Annotated in this window: 14 protein-coding genes; 5 read left to right on the top strand and 9 right to left on the bottom strand. The window is 74.2% G+C overall.

Translation table 11 applies throughout. The features are described from left to right. Window positions 1–255 (top strand): response regulator transcription factor, encoded by a 255-nt coding sequence (locus ACIWVC_RS00315; RefSeq protein ID WP_396445375.1) that lies wholly within the window; start codon window positions 1–3, stop codon window positions 253–255. Window positions 256–284: 29 nt separating this feature from the next. Here the strand turns inward: ACIWVC_RS00315 and ACIWVC_RS00310 are convergent, their stop codons facing one another. Together ACIWVC_RS00310 and ACIWVC_RS00305 are read right to left on the bottom strand one after the other, a co-directional pair. Further along, the gene (locus tag ACIWVC_RS00310; RefSeq protein WP_396445376.1) at window positions 285–764 is read right to left on the bottom strand and encodes a DUF1707 domain-containing protein; all 480 of its coding nucleotides are present in this window, start codon (window positions 762–764) and stop codon (window positions 285–287) included. Between the two features lie 2 nt (window positions 765–766). Beyond that, window positions 767–1453, bottom strand: a complete 687-nt coding sequence (locus ACIWVC_RS00305) for a PadR family transcriptional regulator (RefSeq protein WP_396445377.1) — start codon at window positions 1451–1453, stop codon at window positions 767–769. A gap of 218 nt (window positions 1454–1671) precedes the next feature. Between ACIWVC_RS00305 and ACIWVC_RS00300 the strand changes: the two genes are divergently transcribed. Beyond that, window positions 1672–3654 (top strand): phosphatase PAP2 family protein, encoded by a 1983-nt coding sequence (locus ACIWVC_RS00300; RefSeq protein ID WP_396445378.1) that lies wholly within the window; start codon window positions 1672–1674, stop codon window positions 3652–3654. Between the two features lie 3 nt (window positions 3655–3657). On the opposite strand, the gene hpnH is transcribed toward ACIWVC_RS00300, so the two are convergent. From hpnH to hpnC, 6 genes are all read right to left on the bottom strand, one after another. Next, a complete protein-coding gene (gene hpnH / locus ACIWVC_RS00295; RefSeq protein WP_396445379.1) occupies window positions 3658–4662 on the bottom strand; it encodes an adenosyl-hopene transferase HpnH in 1005 nt (334 codons plus the stop codon). 2 nt (window positions 4663–4664) lie between these two features. Beyond that, window positions 4665–6554 (bottom strand): squalene--hopene cyclase, encoded by a 1890-nt coding sequence (gene shc, locus ACIWVC_RS00290; RefSeq protein WP_396445380.1) that lies wholly within the window; start codon window positions 6552–6554, stop codon window positions 4665–4667. Next, the gene (locus ACIWVC_RS00285; protein ID WP_396445381.1) at window positions 6554–7543 is read right to left on the bottom strand and encodes a polyprenyl synthetase family protein; all 990 of its coding nucleotides are present in this window, start codon (window positions 7541–7543) and stop codon (window positions 6554–6556) included. Before ACIWVC_RS00285 ends, shc begins: the two co-directional genes overlap by 1 nt. A 79-nt stretch (window positions 7544–7622) precedes the next feature. Beyond that, a complete protein-coding gene (hpnE, locus tag ACIWVC_RS00280; protein ID WP_396445382.1) occupies window positions 7623–8942 on the bottom strand; it encodes a hydroxysqualene dehydroxylase HpnE in 1320 nt (439 codons plus the stop codon). Between the two features lie 37 nt (window positions 8943–8979). Beyond that, on the bottom strand, window positions 8980–9897 hold the full coding sequence (locus tag ACIWVC_RS00275) for a phytoene/squalene synthase family protein (protein ID WP_396445383.1): 918 nt from the start codon (window positions 9895–9897) through the stop codon (window positions 8980–8982). Further along, window positions 9894–10757 (bottom strand): squalene synthase HpnC, encoded by an 864-nt coding sequence (gene hpnC / locus ACIWVC_RS00270; RefSeq protein WP_396445384.1) that lies wholly within the window; start codon window positions 10755–10757, stop codon window positions 9894–9896. Before hpnC ends, ACIWVC_RS00275 begins: the two co-directional genes overlap by 4 nt. A 209-nt stretch (window positions 10758–10966) precedes the next feature. On the opposite strand from hpnC, the gene ACIWVC_RS00265 reads away from it, so the two are divergent. Continuing rightward, entirely contained in the window at window positions 10967–11950 is a 984-nt protein-coding gene (locus tag ACIWVC_RS00265) for a DUF2804 domain-containing protein (RefSeq protein ID WP_396445385.1), read from the top strand. Between the two features lie 121 nt (window positions 11951–12071). Further along, on the top strand, window positions 12072–13646 hold the full coding sequence (locus ACIWVC_RS00260; RefSeq protein ID WP_396445386.1) for a carboxylesterase/lipase family protein: 1575 nt from the start codon (window positions 12072–12074) through the stop codon (window positions 13644–13646). A gap of 36 nt (window positions 13647–13682) precedes the next feature. Here ACIWVC_RS00260 and ACIWVC_RS00255 read toward each other — a convergent pair whose 3' ends face one another. Continuing rightward, window positions 13683–13976, bottom strand: coding sequence for a DUF1905 domain-containing protein (locus ACIWVC_RS00255; RefSeq protein ID WP_396445387.1), 294 nt, complete (start codon window positions 13974–13976; stop codon window positions 13683–13685). A gap of 167 nt (window positions 13977–14143) precedes the next feature. Between ACIWVC_RS00255 and ACIWVC_RS00250 the strand changes: the two genes are divergently transcribed. Then, a complete protein-coding gene (locus ACIWVC_RS00250; RefSeq protein ID WP_396445388.1) occupies window positions 14144–14575 on the top strand; it encodes an acyl-CoA thioesterase in 432 nt (143 codons plus the stop codon). Window positions 14576–14582: the final 7 nt, after the last annotated feature.

Below are 14582 nucleotides of genomic sequence, written 5' to 3'. Positions count from 1 at the left end.
GTGCGGCTGCTCGGCACGGCCGCCGGGCGCGCGTCCGACCGGGACCGGACCCGCGCGCTCCTGCGCGGCCTCACCGAGCGGGAGACGCAGGTGCTGGCGTGCCTCGGCGAGGGGCTGTCCAACGCGCGGATCGCGCGCCGCCTCCACCTCAGCGAGGCGACCGTCAAGGGGCACGTCTCCCGCGTGCTCGACGAGCTCGGCTGCGCGAACCGCACGCAGGCCGGCCTCATCGCCCGCGACGCCGGCCTGCCCTGACGCCGGCCTGCCCTGACGGGGGCGCCGCGTCAGGCGCCGGGCATGTGGCGGCGCGACCGCCGCACCCCGAACGCCAGCATGACCGCGCGGATCACCCAGACGGCGAGCGCGATCTGCAGGACGGTGAGGAACCCCGTGCCCGGCCCGACCGTGAACGTCAGCACCAGGAACACCCCGAGCAGCAGCGGGAACGCCGGGAAGCGCGGCCCGTGCCGGTGGTGGCGGGCAAGGTGCCGGTGGCGGCGCTGCCACGCGGGGTGCCCCGGCCCGCCGAACATCATCGGCACCGCCCGCACGGGTCCGGGTTCCGGTTCGCGCAGCCCGGTCGGGGACGGCAGGTCCTTGACGAGGGCGCGCAGGTCGCCGCGCGTCCGGGCGGACAGCGCGGACTCCAGCCGCTCGTCCAGCTCGGCGCGGTCGAGCCGTCCCTCGGCGAAGTGGTCGTGCAGGGCCACCATGACGGCGTCGCGCTCGGCGTCGCCGATGCGGATCTCGTCTTGACGCGCCATCTCTACTCCTCGTCGCCGGCGGCCGTCGGCCCCGGGTCGTCGTCGGTGCCTTCGAGGTCGTCGGCCAGGATGCGGTACAGGCTGCGCCGGGTCTCCGCCAGGACGTCCTTCGCCTGGGCGACCTGCGCGGACGACCCGGAGTGGACGATCTGCATCACCGCGGCGCCCGTCTGCGCGGCCTGCTTGAACAGCTCGGGGACGCCCTCGCCGTAGTCGGGCGTCATCTCCGCCCACGGCTCGGCGAGCCGGTCGGCGTTCTCCTCGACGTAGCGGCGGCCCTCGTCGGTGAGGTGGTAGGTGCGGCGGCCGCCCGCCTCGTCGCCGCTGATCAGGCCCTCGTCGGCGAGCTGCTGCAGGGCCGGGTAGACGGCGCCGGGGCTCGGCTTCCACGCCCCGCCGCTGCGCTCGTGGATCTCCTGGATGATCTGGTAGCCGTTGCGCGGCTCCTCGGCCAGCAGCACGAGGATCGCCGCGCGGACGTTGCCCTTGCGCGCCCGGCCGCCGCCGGCGCCCCGGCCCCACGGACCGCCGCGCCCGCGCGCCCAGGGGGGCCGCGGGCCGGGCCCGTGGCCGAACCCGCCGGGCCCGCCCGGTCCGCCGAACGGTCCGCCGAACGCGCCGCCGAACAGCGCGCCGAGGTTCGGGAAGTCGCCGCGGCCCCAGGGGCCGTGCCCGTGCGTGTGTCCCATGTTCTGCACCACCTTCTGAGATCTTCTGAGATCTCTCTCTGATCCTTCGCGATACGACAACGATATATCGAAGACGTACCGCTGAGCCAGATGGTTCCCGAACATTCCGGGGCGCCGTCTCAGGCTTCGCTCTCGGCGAACCCGGGCATGATCCCCAATACCGGGCGGCACCGTCTGATTCCGCGAATCTTGGGTAGGCACCCGACCCGAGGGGGACGATGGGCACACACGAGGTGGTGACCGCGCGGGACGCGGTCGTGATGCCGGGCGCTGCCGGCGCCAGGCCCCGCGCCAGGAACGAGCTGCTGCTCGGCCTGGCGCTCTTCGCTGTGTACTCGCTGGTCACCATGCTGCCGGAGGAGGCGCGGCGGCTGGAGGCCCGCGACCGCGGCGAGCTGCTGTACCGGCTGGAACGCGCCCTGCACATCGACGTCGAGCCGGCCCTCAACGGCTGGCTCGCGCACCAGCCCGTCCTGCGCGTGTTCGCCAACTACGAGTACGCGATCACCTACATCGCGAGCGCGCTGGCGCTCCTCACCTGGCTGTTCGTCCGGCATCCCGAGCGGTACCGCACGGCCCGCAACGCCTTCGTCATGCTCAACCTGGGCGGCCTCGCCTGCTTCGCCCTGTTCCCCGTGATGCCGCCGCGGCTGATGCCCGACCTCGGGTTCGTCGACACCGTCACCGAGGGCCGGACCTGGGGCTCCTGGGGCTCCCCGATGGTCGAGCACGCCGACCAGTTCGCCGCCGTCCCGTCCCTGCACATGGCCTGGACAATGTGGGTCGGCGTCGAGCTCGCCCGCGTGAAGGCCAAGCGCTGGGTGCAATGGTTGAACGTCGCCCACATCCTCCTTACCCTCTACGTCATCCTGGCGACCGCGAACCACTTCCTGGTGGACGCGGTGGCCGCCGTCCCCTTCGTGGTGGTCCCCGTGTACATCGCCGAGCGCATCGCCCATCCGCAGGCCGCCCGCGTCCAGGGCCCCGACGCCTTCTTCCTCTCCGTGGAGACGCCCGCCGCGCCGCAGCAGGCCGGCGGCGTCATCATGCTCGACACCTCGCAGGGAGAGGTGGGGCGCGAGGATCTCGTCCGCGTCATCAAGGAGCGGCTGCCCGGGCTGCCCCGGTTCCGGCAGCGGCTCGTCCGCCGCGGCCGCTGGCGCCGCCCCGTCTGGCACGACCACGACCCGGTCGACTGGGAGTGGCACGTCGCCGAGCGGCACGTCGACGGCATGGCCGGGCTGCGCGCCGCGGTCGCCGAGATCCAGTCGGAGCGGCTGCCGCTCGACCGGCCGCCGTGGCGGATGGTCGTGATGAAGGGCGCCGAGCCCGGCCGGACCGCCGTCGTCTACCTCATGCACCACGTCGTCGCCGACGGCGTCGGCATCGTCGCGCAGGCGATGTACCTGATGGAGCCGCCGCCCGACAACCTCGGCGCGCGCTTCCCGCGCCGGCCGTTCCGGAAGGCCCTCGCCACCGTGGTCGGGCTCGCCCAGCTCGCCACCGCGGTGACGAAGCCGGAGCGGCTGCCGGCCGGCGGGACGGCCGAGCGCCGGTTCAGCTCGATGCGGCTGCCGCTCGCCGAGGTCCGGGACGTGGGCCGCCGCTACGGCGCCCGCGTCACCGACGTCGTGCTGTGCGCGGTCGCGGGCGCGCTGAACCGCGTCGTCAGCGAGGACGACGGGCGCCCCGACACCTGCCGGGTCGCCGTGCCGCTCATGATGCGCCCGCCCGGCAGCGCGATGGTCGGCAACCACACCACCGCCGTCATGGTGGACCTGCCGGTCGGGAAGATGGCGGAGGTCGACCGGCTCGCGCTGATCGCCCGGCGCGGCCGCGTGCTGCGCTCCGGCACCCGCGCGCAGGCCGCCTGGTTCGTGATGTGGCAGGCGGGACGCGTCCTGCCGGTGCCGCTGCACGCCCGGTTCGCCCGCATGTCCTACAGCGGGCGCTTCCTGCAGGGCACCGTGTCGAGCCTCCCGGGGCCGGACAAGCCGCTGCGGCTGGCCGGCGCGCCCCTCACCGCCGTGTACCCGATCGTCCCGCTCGCGCCCGGCGCGCCGCTCGCGGTCGCCGCGCTCGGCGTCGACCGCGAGCTGTGCTTCGGCGTCTCCCTCGACCCCGGCCTGGCCGACGACGCCGACGCCTTCATGGCCGCCGTCCACGACGTGATCGAGGAACTCCGCAGCGAGCCGGAGTAGCCGTCACGCGCTCCGCATCGCGCGCAGCGACTCCTTGAGCGAGCCCATCGTCGCGAACACGGCGGTGGGCTCGTAGCCGCAGTGCGCCATGCAGTTCGCGCACCGGTCGTCGCGGCCCCGCCCGTAGGCGTCCCAGTCGGTGGTGTCGAGAAGCTCCTGGTAGGTGGCGCAGTAGCCGTCGTCCATCAGGTAGCACGGACGCTGCCAGCCCTTCAGCGAGTACGACGGGATCGCCCACGCCGTGCAGCGGAAGTCGGCCTTGCCTTCGAGGAAGTCCAGGAACAGCGGCGAGTGGTTGAACCGCCAGCGCCGGCGGCGGCCGTCCGCGAACGCCTTGCGGAACAGGTTCCGGGTCTCCTCGACGCCGAGGAAGTGGTCCTGGTCCGGCGCCTTCTCGTAGGCGTACGCCGGCGAGATCATCATCTGGTCGACGCGCAGGTCGTCGTTCAGGTAGTCGAGGACGTCGATCACGGTCTGCGGGGTGTCGGTGTTGAACACGGTGGTGTTCGTCGTGACCCGGAACCCGCGCTCCCTGCACATCCTGATCGCCTCGACCGCCTGGTCGAACACGCCCTCCTTGCACACGGACGCGTCGTGCCGCTCCCGCAGCCCGTCGATGTGCACCGCCCACGCGAAGTAGCGGGACGGCCTGAACTGGTCGATCTTCTTCGGGATCAGCGCGGCGTTCGTGCACAGGAACACGTACCGGCGCATCCCGACGAGCCTGCCGACCAGCTCCCCGATCCGCGGATGCATCAGGGGCTCGCCGCCCGCGATCGACACCATCGGCGCGCCGCACTCCTCGACGGCGGCGATCGCCTGCTCCACCGGCATCCGCTGCTTCAGCACGTCCGCCGGATGCTGGATCTTGCCGCAGCCCGCGCACGCCAGGTTGCACGCGTACAGCGGCTCCAGTTCCATGATCAGCGGGAACTTGGCCCGCCCCGCCAGCTTGTTGCGCAGGACGTACCCGCCGACGCGCAGGCTCTGCCGCAGTGGCATGCCCATGGTCAGGCCCCTCTCAGGTACCGGCCCAGCGCCGAGAGCGGGAACACCAGCCGGTACAGGTGGTAGTTGATGTAGAAGTCGCCGGGGAAGCCCGTGCCGGTGTAGTGGTCCTCGTCCCATGTGCCGTCGGGCCGCTGGTGCTCGACGAGCCAGCGGATCCCGCGCTCCACGGCGGGGCCGCGCTCGCCGGCGGCGAGCAGCGCGAGCAGCGCCCACGCGGTCTGCGACGGGGTGGACGCGCCGTGCCCGACCCACGACCGGTCGCGGTAGGAGCGCAGGTCCTCGCCCCAGCCGCCGTCGTCGCGCTGGTGGCGCCGCAGCCAGCCGACCGCGTCCCGGATCACCGGCTTCTCCGGCCGGACGCCCGCCGCGATCAGCGCCGGGACGACGGCGCCCGTCCCGTACACGTGGTTGGCGCCCCACCGGCCGAACCACGACCCGTCTGGCTCCTGCGCCCGCAGCAGCCACACCACGGCCCGCTTCACCGGCAGCGAGTCGGCCATGCCCCGGTGCGACATCGCCTCCACGACGTGCGCGGTGACGTCGGCGGACGGCGGGTCGATCACCTCGCCGAAGTCGCAGAAGGGCAGCCTGCGGCACAGCGCGCGGGTGTTGTCGGCGTCGAACGCGCCGAACCCGCCGTCCTTCGACGCCATCCCCGCCATCCAGCGGACCCCCCGCTCGATCGCCGGTTCCGCCAGGGGGTGCCGGGCGCGGTTCAACGCGATCACGACCTCGGCGGTGTCGTCGGCGTCGGGGTAGCAGTCGTTGTCGAACTCGAACGCCCAGCCGCCCGGCGGCAGGCCGGGGCGCCGCACCGACCAGTCTCCCGGCCCCCGCACCTCCTCGCCGACCAGCCACCGCGCGGCCCGCTCCAGCGCCGGGTGCCCGGCGGGCAGGCCCGCGTCGGCGAGCGCGTTGATCGCGAGGGCGGTGTCCCAGACGGGGGACTGGCACGCTTCGAGGCGCCGGCCCTGCTCGTCCCGGATCGTGAACCGTTCCAGGCCGTCCAGGCCGCGCTGGATGACGGGGTGGTCGAGGCCGTAGCCGAGCAGGTGCAGCGCCAGCAGCGAGTACACCCACGGCGGCTGGATGCCGCCCCACGACCCGTCCCGCTCCTGCCGCGCGACGATCCACTCGGCGGCGCGGCGCAGCGCCGCCTCCCGCAGGCCCCGCAGCGGGCGCCGCTGGTACACGTGGAGGGCACGGTCGAGCGCGCCGAACGCCTCGCCCCAGCCGGGCAGGCCCCGCCGCCCCGGCCGCGGGAGGCGGTAGTCGGGGACCAGCTCGTCCAGCCCGAACGGCAGCGGCCGGACCGGGCGCAGCGCGCCCACCACCGACAGCGGCACGATCGTCTGCCGCGCCCAGCACGCGAAGTCGTACACGTTCAGCGGGAACCAGCGCGGCAGGAACACCATCTCCGGCGGCACCACCGGCAGCTCGTCCCACGGCCAGCGGCCGAACATCGCCAGCCAGAACCGGGTGAACACGCGGGTCGCGGGGAGGCCGCCCTCGCCGCGGATGTAGGCGGCGGCGCGGGCCATGTGCCCGGCGTCCGGGAGGTCGCCGGCGAGCCGCAGCGCCACGTACGCCTCGACGGTCGTGGACAGGTCCGGCGGGCCGTCGTGGAAGTTCGCCCACGTCCCGTCCGGGGATTGCCGCGACCTGATCCAGCGGGCCGCCTCGCGGGTGTCCTCGCCGGTGCGGATGCCGAGGAACTCGCGCAGCAGCAGGTCCTCGGCGTCCATCGTGACGTTGGTCCGCAGCTCGCCCTTCCACCAGCCCTCCGGGGACTGGAGCAGCAGCAGGTGCTCGCGGGCGGCGTCCAGCGCGTCGGCGGCCGTCCGGGGCGCGGCGGCCTCCGGGGTCTCGGGTGTCTCCAGCGTTGTCATCAGTGGTCCCGGTGGGTGACGAAGTCGGCGATGCGGAGGAACTCGGCGCGGACGGAGTCCGGCAGCCGGGCGCCGAGCAGGTGCCCGGCGGCGCGCTGGACGCGGTTCTCGGCCTCCAGCTCGGCCCAGGCGCGCCCGCCCGCGGCCTCCACGAGCGCGGCGGCCTCGGCCAGGTCGTCCTCGGCCGGGTCGGGCCGCGCGTAGAGGTCGGCGAGCTTCGCCGCCTCCGGGGTGCCGGAGTCGAGCGCGGCGACGACCGGCAGCGACATCTTCCGGGACCGCAGGTCCGACATGGCGGGCTTCCCGGTGGCCGCCGGGTCCCCCCAGATGCCGAGCAGGTCGTCGGCGAGCTGGAACGCGACGCCGAGCTCCGCGCCGAACGCCTCCAGCGCGTCCGAGACGGACTCGGGCGCCCCGTCCAGGACGGCGCCGATCGAGCAGGAGCACGCCAGCAGCGCGGCGGTCTTGTCGGACGCCATGGCGAGGCACTCGTCCACGCTCACCTGGCGGCGGGTCTCGAAGTCCATGTCGAGCGACTGCCCGGCGATGAGGCGGCGCGTCGCGGCGGCCAGCGCCCGCGCCGCCTTCGCCGACCCCTGCCCCGGCGCCTCCAGCAGGACCTCGCCGGCGAGGGCGAGGAGCGCGTCCCCGGCCAGGATCGCGGACGCCTCGCCGAACACCGTCCACGCCGCGGGGCGGTGCCGGCGCGTCCGGTCGCCGTCCATGATGTCGTCGTGCAGGAGTGAGAACGCGTGGACCAGCTCCACCGCGACGGCTCCCGGCAGCGCGCTCTCCGGCGGCGCCACCGCGGCGCGCGCCGACAGCAGCGCCAGCGCGGGGCGCAGCGCCTTCCCGACGGGCGCCCTGCGCGGGCGGCCCTCCTCGTCGGTCCAGCCCAGGTGGTAGGCCGCGACGCGGTACGTGCGCGGATCGAGCCGGCCGACGGCGGCGCGCAGCGCCCCGTCGACCAGCTCGCGAACATCGGTCATCGAGACCGGAACGGCAGTCACCGGCCCCTCACCCCCTCCAGTGGCGATGGGTCGGCGGAGGGCCGGCGGCGCGCGGCGGTCACCGGTCCCTCACCCCGTCCAGGTGGCGGCGGACCAGCCGCGCGGCGGTGAGGCCGCTGCGCACTGCTCCCTCCATCGTGTCGGGCCAGCCCGTGTCGGTCCACGCGCCGGCCAGGAACAGCCCGGGCGCCCGCGTCGCCGCGCCCGGCCGGGCCGCCGCGCTGCCCGGGCACTGCCGGAACGTCGCCCGCCGCTCCCGCGTCACGAACAGCTCCCGCACGGCGGCGCCCCGCGCGGCCGGCAGCAGCCGCCGCAGCTCGGGGACGAACCGGGCGCGCAGCTCGGCGGTCGGCATGTCGATCCAGCGGTCCGCGGCCGACAGCGACACCGCGAGGTACTGCCCGCGGCGCAGCCCGCTGACCGCCGTCCGGTCGAACACCCACTGGACGGGCGAGGCGACGGCGGCGGCGAACGGCGCGTCCAGCACCTTGCGGTCGTAGACGACGTGCACGTTCACGATCGGGCTGGCGTCCAGCTCGGGCCAGCGCAGCGGCTCGGGCAGCGCCTGCGCGGGCAGCAGCCGCGCCGCCGCCTCGTGCGGCACCGCCATGACCACCGCGTCGGCGGCCATCGGCACCCCGTCCACCACCACCTTCGGGTCGGTGGTGACGGCCTCGACCTTCGCCTTCAGCCGGACGGTCCCGCCCATCTCCGCGATGCGGCGCAGCGCGGGCCCGCCGTGCAGCTCCTCCAGCGGTACCAGCGGGACTCCGATGTCGGCGGCGTCGGCGCGCCCCAGCAGCGCCCGCCCGCACACCATCGCGGACAGCCCGAGCGCCGCGTCGTCCACCTCGGCGTTCAGCGCCGCGGTGATGAACAGCCCCCACAGCGCCTGCCGCGCCCACGCCCGCTGCCCGTGCTCGGCCAGCCAGGTCCCCGCCGACATCGTGTCGAGGACGGGGTCGGCCGGGTCGAGGCGGCTCAGCCCGGCCGCGGCGCGGATCGCGCGGAGCCGGTCGCCGGGCGGCAGCGGCGAGTACCGGGCCAGCGCGGGCAGCAGGTGCAGCGGGCCCGGCAGCCTCGACCGGCGCAGCCGCGCCGCCTTCGCCCCCGGCCGCAGGACGGGGACGTCGAACCGGTCCTGCACCTCCACCAGGTGGTCGGCGCGCAGCCTGCGCAGCAGCCCCTGGTACGCCGAGCAGCAGCGCAGGAACACGTGCTGCCCGTTGTCCACGCTCAGCTCGCCCCGGACGAACGAGTGCGTCGCGCCGCCCAGCCACGGCCGGGACTCCACGACCGTCACCGGCACGCCCGACTCCTGCAGCGCGATGGCGGCGCTGATGCCCGCGAGCCCGCCGCCGACGATGACCACGCTCACCGTGCCGCCCCCGCTCCGGGCGCCGGTCCCGCACCGCTCACCGCTCGACCCCCGACAGGGCGCGCGCCGCCACCACGGCCTTCTGCCACGTCGGCAGCGACGCCCGGCTGTGCAGCGCCGTCGACGGGCGGGCCGCGATCGTCTCCAGCAGCCGCCGGTAGATGCCCGCCATCGCCGCCGTGCAGGCGGCGCTGCGCCGGTCCAGCAGCGGCAGCAGCCGCAGGCCCTCCGCGTACCAGGCGCGGGCCCGCTCCGCCTGGAAGCCGATGAGCTTGTTCAGCCGCCACGGCGGGTCGACGAACGTGCCCGACTCGTCCAGCTCCAGCGTGCAGCCGAACTGCGCCAGGTCCTCCCGCGGGATGTAGGTGCGGCCCGCCAGCCGGTCCTCGCGCAGGTCGCGCAGGATGTTGGTGAGCTGCAGCGCGACGCCGAGCGAGTCGGCGAGGCCCTCGGCGCGCTGCCGGCCGTCCGACCCGAACACCCCGAGCGACAGCCGCCCGACCGTCCCCGCGACCGCCTGGCAGTACCGCAGCAGGTCGTCGAAGGTGTCGTAGTCGGCGCCCCGCACGTCGTTCTCGCAGCCGTCGATCAGCTCGTCGAACGCCTCCAGGGGGATCGGGTAGCGGCCCGCCGCGTCCGCCAGCGCGGTCAGCACCGGATGGCCCTCCAGCGCCCGGACGTCCGCGCGGCGCCGCAGCACGTCCTGCACGGTCCGCAGCCGCCGCCGGGACCGGTCCAGCAGGTCGAGCCGCACGCACGCCGGCTCCGGGCCGTCCCCGATGTCGTCGATGCCGCGCGCGAACGCGTAGATCGCGCTCATCGCCCGCCGCTTCGGCGCCGGCATCAGCCGGATCCCGTAGGAGAAGTTGCGGGCCTCCTCGCGCACCACCCGCTCGCAGTGCCGGTACGCCTCCACCACCCGCTCGGAGCGCTCGCACGCCTCCAGCGCCGTCATCGCACACCTCCTCGAAGAACGCGCAGCCACCCGGCGGGCAGCGTCGCGCGGCGCGGGCGCAGCCGGCGCGCGAGCACGTCGTAGCGCCCCCGCTCCAGCGCCGCCAGGGCCGCGCGGCCCCCGGCGACGTAGCCCGCGACCGCGATCCGCGCCCATCCGGTGAGCCCGGCCATGAGCGGCGGCGCGCCCCGGTCCAGCAGCTCGGCGGCGCGGCCCGCCTGCAGCGCCAGCACGCCGCGCAGCCGCGTCGGCGTCACCGGGCCCGCCAGGTCCCGCTCGGCGCAGCCGAACCGCCGCAGGTCCTCGCCGGGCAGGTACACGCGCCCGTCCCGGTAGTCCTGGCCCGCGTCCTGGCAGTGCTCGATGACCTGCAGCGCGGTGCACACGTCGTCCGACGCGGCCACCAGGCCGGGCCGGTGCGCGCCGAACAGGTGCAGGACGATCCGCCCCACCGGCGCGGCCGACAGCGCGCAGTAGCCCGTCAGCTCCTCGAACGTCTCGTATCGGTGGACGACCTGGTCCTGGCGGTTCGCCTGGACCAGGTCGCGGAAGGGCGCCTCCGGGATCCGGTGCGCGTGCACCGTGCCCGCCAGGCGTCTCAGCTGCGGCAGGTTCGGCGTCCGTCCGGCGAACACGCGGTCCAGGTCGTCGTCCACGAGGCCGAGCAGCTTGGCCCGCTGCTCCGGCGGCGCCTCGTCGCCGATGTCGTCGACGAGCCGCGCGAAGCCGTAGACGGCCCGCAGGGCGGCGCGGTGCCGGGCGGGCAGCACCCGCGCCGCCACCGGGAAGTTCTCCCGCGCCGCGAGCCGGTCCAGCGCGCGGTCGTGCTCCTCGGCGCTCCAGGGCGGTTGAATGATCACCTTGGAGAGATCGGCAGGTACGGCACCAGAAAAACTCTGGCCCAGGTATGGACTTATTTAAACGCCGCGTGTCCTGCCCTGGACCGTTGCGGAGTCCTGGGCGTCCGCGCCATTGGAACAGGCCATTCCTCGCATGTGGCAGATTGAGGAAATAGCGGTGCGGGCGCGGGGAGCGCCCGGTGTTGGCGGCCGGTCAGTAGGCTCGGGGGATGGGGACGCACGAGCGCGAGATCACCGAACCCGTCGACCTCTGCCTGCCGGACGGGCGGCTCAACCCGGACGCGGTCGGCTGGACGCGCCGGCCCCTGCACCGCTCGAACCTGCGCGGATGGGGGCGGGTGAAGCGCTGGGAGTACTGGGGGATCGTCACGCCCCGGCACATCATCGGGCTGGTGGCGTCGTCGCTCGACTACGCCGGGGTGCACGGCGTGTGGGTGCTGGACCGCGAGACCGGCGAGGAGTCCGCGAAGGACGCCGTCGTTCCGTTCGCGCGAGGCGCCGTCTTCCCGGACCGCAGCGGGGTCGGCGAGGCGTCCGTGCGGGGCGGGGGAGTGGCAGTCGGCGTGCGGCAGCGTCCGTCCGGGTCGCGGGTGCGCGCCCTGGCGCCCGGGGTGATGGACCTCGACGTCGAGATCCCGCTGCCGGACGGGCACGAGTCGCTCGGCGTGGTGATCCCCTGGGGGCCGACGCGCTTCCAGTACACGGTGAAGGACGTCGGGCGGCCGGTGGCGGGGCGGCTGACGCTCCCGTCGGGGGAGCACGAGATCGGGGAAGGGGCGTTCGCCGTCCTCGACCACGGGCGCGGGAAGTGGCCGTACCGGATGACGTGGAACTGGGCGGCGGCGAGCGGTCCGGGCCTGGCCCTGCAGTTCGGCGGCAAGTGGACGGACGGCACCGGCATGACCGAGAACGCGGTCTTCGTCGACGGCCGCCTCCACAAGATCGGCGAGGAGCTGGACTGGTCGTACGACCGGGCCGACTGGCTGCGCCCCTGGACGATCAGCGGCGAGCGGGTCGAGGCCGAGTTCCGCCCGTTCCACGAGAAGGTCGCGCGCACCGAACTCGGCGTCGTCGGCACGGAGACCCACCAGTGCTTCGGGCACTTCAGCGGGCGGGTCCGGACCGACTCCGGCGGATGGATCGATTTCGACGGCCTCACCGGGTGGGCGGAGGAGGCCCGGCAGCGGTGGTGAGCCGCCCGGTCGTTCCGGCGCCGTGCCGGGGAGGGGCTTGCATCCATCTTAGAATCAAGTTCTAATTTGGGTCCGGGGGAATCGGGGGGCGCCAGAAGCGTCGTGCTGAAAGGAAGCCCCAGTGAGGCTCACCGGCATCCCACTGCTCGCATCCGCACTCCTCCTCGCCGGCGCGGCTCCCGCCGCGGCCCAGCCGCGCCCGCCCCGCCCGCCCGCCGTCGTCCGCACCGACCTCGGCCCCGTCCGCGGCCAGGTGCAAGGAGACCACCGCCTCTTCCAAGGCATCCCGTACGCCGCCCCGCCGACCGGAGACCTGCGCTGGAGGCCCCCGCAGCCGGCGCGGCCGTGGCACGGCACCTACGACGCCACGTTCCCGCGCGGCCAGTGCGCGCAGCTCGCCCCGCCCTACGGCGGCGAGACGACCTACGGCGAAGACTGCCTCTACCTGAACGTCACCACCCCCGCCCGCGCGCACGGCCGGCACAAGCTGCCGGTCATGGTGTGGGTGCACGGCGGCAGCAACACGACCGGCAGCGGAAGCGCCTACGACGCGACCAAGCTCGCCGTGGACGGGGACGTCGTCGTGGTCACCGTCAACTACCGGCTCGGCCCGCTCGGCTGGCTCGCGCACCCGGCCCTGGAGACCGGCTCCGACCGCCGCTACCAGGCGGGCAACTACGGCCTGCTCGACCAGCAGGCGGCGCTGCGCTGGGTCCGGCGCAACGCCGCGGCCTTCGGCGGCGACCCGCGCAACGTGACGCTGTTCGGCGAGTCCGCCGGTGCCGCGGACTCGTGCGCCAACCTGGTCTCGCCGTCTGCCGCGGGGCTGTTCCACAAGGTGATCTCGCAGAGCTTCAGCTGCGCTACCCCGGTGCGCACCGAAGCCTCGGCCGAGGCCGACGGCGAGGCGCTCGCCAAGGCCGTCGGCTGCGACGAGGGATCACCCGCCGCGAACGCGGCCTGCCTGCGCGCCGTGCCCGCCAAGACCCTGCTGGAGACCTTCGACGCCGAGGGGATGAGCGCCGGCCCCGTCGCGGGCGGCGACCGCGTCCTGCCGCTGCAGCCCGTCCAGGCGATCGAGCAGGGCCGCTTCAACAGGGTGCCCGTCATGCACGGCAACACCCTGGACGAGATGCGCCTGTTCGTCTCGCTCTACTACCCGAACCCCATCACCGCTGCGCAGTACGAGGGCATCGTCCGCGCCACCTACGGCGCCGCCGCCGACGCGGTCCTGGCCCGCTATCCGGCCGGCGACTACCCCGACCCGAGGATCGCCCTGTCCACGATCCAGACCGACGCCGGTGGCGCGCTGTCGTCCTGCCTGCACCAGGACGCCTTCCAGCTGCTCGAGCGGGCGGGCGTCCCGGTGTACGCCTACCAGTTCGCCGACCGCACGGCTCCTCCGCTGATCGACGTCCCGGGCTTCGACGAGGGCGCCGAGCACGCGACGGAGCTGACATTCCTGTTCCCGGGCCTCCTCGGCGACCTGAACCCGGAGCAGACGCGTCTCTCCGACGCCATGGTCGGCTACTGGACGTCCTTCGCCCACAACGGCCGGCCTAGGGCGCATCGCGCCCCGCACTGGCCGCGTTTCCGCTCGTCGGACGACGTCCTGTCGCTGGCGCCCGGCCCGGGCGGCATCCACCGGACCGACACGTCCGAGAGGAGCATGTGCTCCTTCTGGAACTCCCTCTGACCCCGCCCGCCGGGCCGCTCAAGCAGGGCGAGTCGTCTAGCCGAGGCGTTCGGTCAGGTGGACGGTGACCTTGTCGCCTACCTCCTTGCCGAGCGCCTCGCGGAGTTCCGCCTTCACCGCCAGTTTGTGGTCGCCGTCGCCCAGCGCCATGAATGAGCCCTGGAACGGGTGCCCGTCGATGGTGCCCTTGACCTTCACCAGGCCGCGGGTGCCGAAGAACTCCGCCGACTCGGGCCAGACGACGTACGTCCAGCCGCCCTTGGCGGGACTCTTCTGCAGCGTCTCGGTGAACTCCTTGTCCAGGGGCGTGCTCTTGGATCGGGTCGTCATGGTGTCCTCCGGAGCGGCTGGTGCTCTTCCTGGAAGAGACCTCGCGGGACGGCGGAACTCATCGCTCCGGCTCATTCCGCGACCAGGGCGCGGGGCCAAGGCCGAGGGCACGTGGGCGAGGCTCCGCCGGTGAGTACTCGCGTGCGGGACGGTACTAGCGTGGCGGCATGGTGGAGAGAGACGCGGGGTCGGGGTACGTGCATCGGATCCGGGTCCGGTACGGCGACTGCGACATGCAGGGAGTGGTGTTCAACGCCAACTACTTCGCCTACATCGACGACGCCATGGACATGTGGCTCCAGCACGCGCTCGGCGAGGAGTACCTCGACGAGTTCGACTACGCGGTGAAGAAGGCGGCCATGGAGTGGGCCTCTCCGGCTCGCGCCCGCGAGGTCGTCGACCTGCGGCCCGTGGTCACGCGGTGGGGGCGCACGTCGTTCGATGTCCGCATCGGGCTCAGCGTCGGTGACCGTGCCGTCGGCGAAGGAGAGCTGGTGCTGGTCAGCATCACGCCGGGCGGGTACGAGCCGGCGCCCGTCCCCGAGAGGGTCCGGCGGGCGCTGTCGGACGGAGATGCAAGTAGCTCGATATCGAGATAAATTGGAG

The organism is Actinomadura sp., assembly GCF_044508335.1.
Taxonomy (GTDB): domain Bacteria; phylum Actinomycetota; class Actinomycetes; order Streptosporangiales; family Streptosporangiaceae; genus Spirillospora.
The sequence above is the reverse complement of the archived record's forward strand: the minus strand, read 5'-3'. Positions and strand labels throughout refer to the sequence as shown.

Excerpts from the sequence above, each read along its gene's own strand:
- ACIWVC_RS00310 (WP_396445376.1), bottom strand. The coding sequence starts at position 764 with ATGGCGCGTCAAGACGAGATCCGCATCGGCGACGCCGAGCGCGACGCC.
- ACIWVC_RS00305 (WP_396445377.1), bottom strand. The coding sequence starts at position 1,453 with ATGGGACACACGCACGGGCACGGCCCCTGGGGCCGCGGCGACTTCCCG.
- ACIWVC_RS00300 (WP_396445378.1), top strand. The coding sequence starts at position 1,672 with ATGGGCACACACGAGGTGGTGACCGCGCGGGACGCGGTCGTGATGCCG.
- hpnH (WP_396445379.1), bottom strand. The coding sequence starts at position 4,662 with ATGGGCATGCCACTGCGGCAGAGCCTGCGCGTCGGCGGGTACGTCCTG.
- shc (WP_396445380.1), bottom strand. The coding sequence starts at position 6,554 with ATGACAACGCTGGAGACACCCGAGACCCCGGAGGCCGCCGCGCCCCGG.
- ACIWVC_RS00285 (WP_396445381.1), bottom strand. The coding sequence starts at position 7,543 with ATGACCGATGTTCGCGAGCTGGTCGACGGGGCGCTGCGCGCCGCCGTC.
- ACIWVC_RS00275 (WP_396445383.1), bottom strand. The coding sequence starts at position 9,897 with ATGACGGCGCTGGAGGCGTGCGAGCGCTCCGAGCGGGTGGTGGAGGCG.
- ACIWVC_RS00265 (WP_396445385.1), top strand. The coding sequence starts at position 10,967 with ATGGGGACGCACGAGCGCGAGATCACCGAACCCGTCGACCTCTGCCTG.
- ACIWVC_RS00255 (WP_396445387.1), bottom strand. The coding sequence starts at position 13,976 with ATGACGACCCGATCCAAGAGCACGCCCCTGGACAAGGAGTTCACCGAG.
- ACIWVC_RS00250 (WP_396445388.1), top strand. The coding sequence starts at position 14,144 with ATGGTGGAGAGAGACGCGGGGTCGGGGTACGTGCATCGGATCCGGGTC.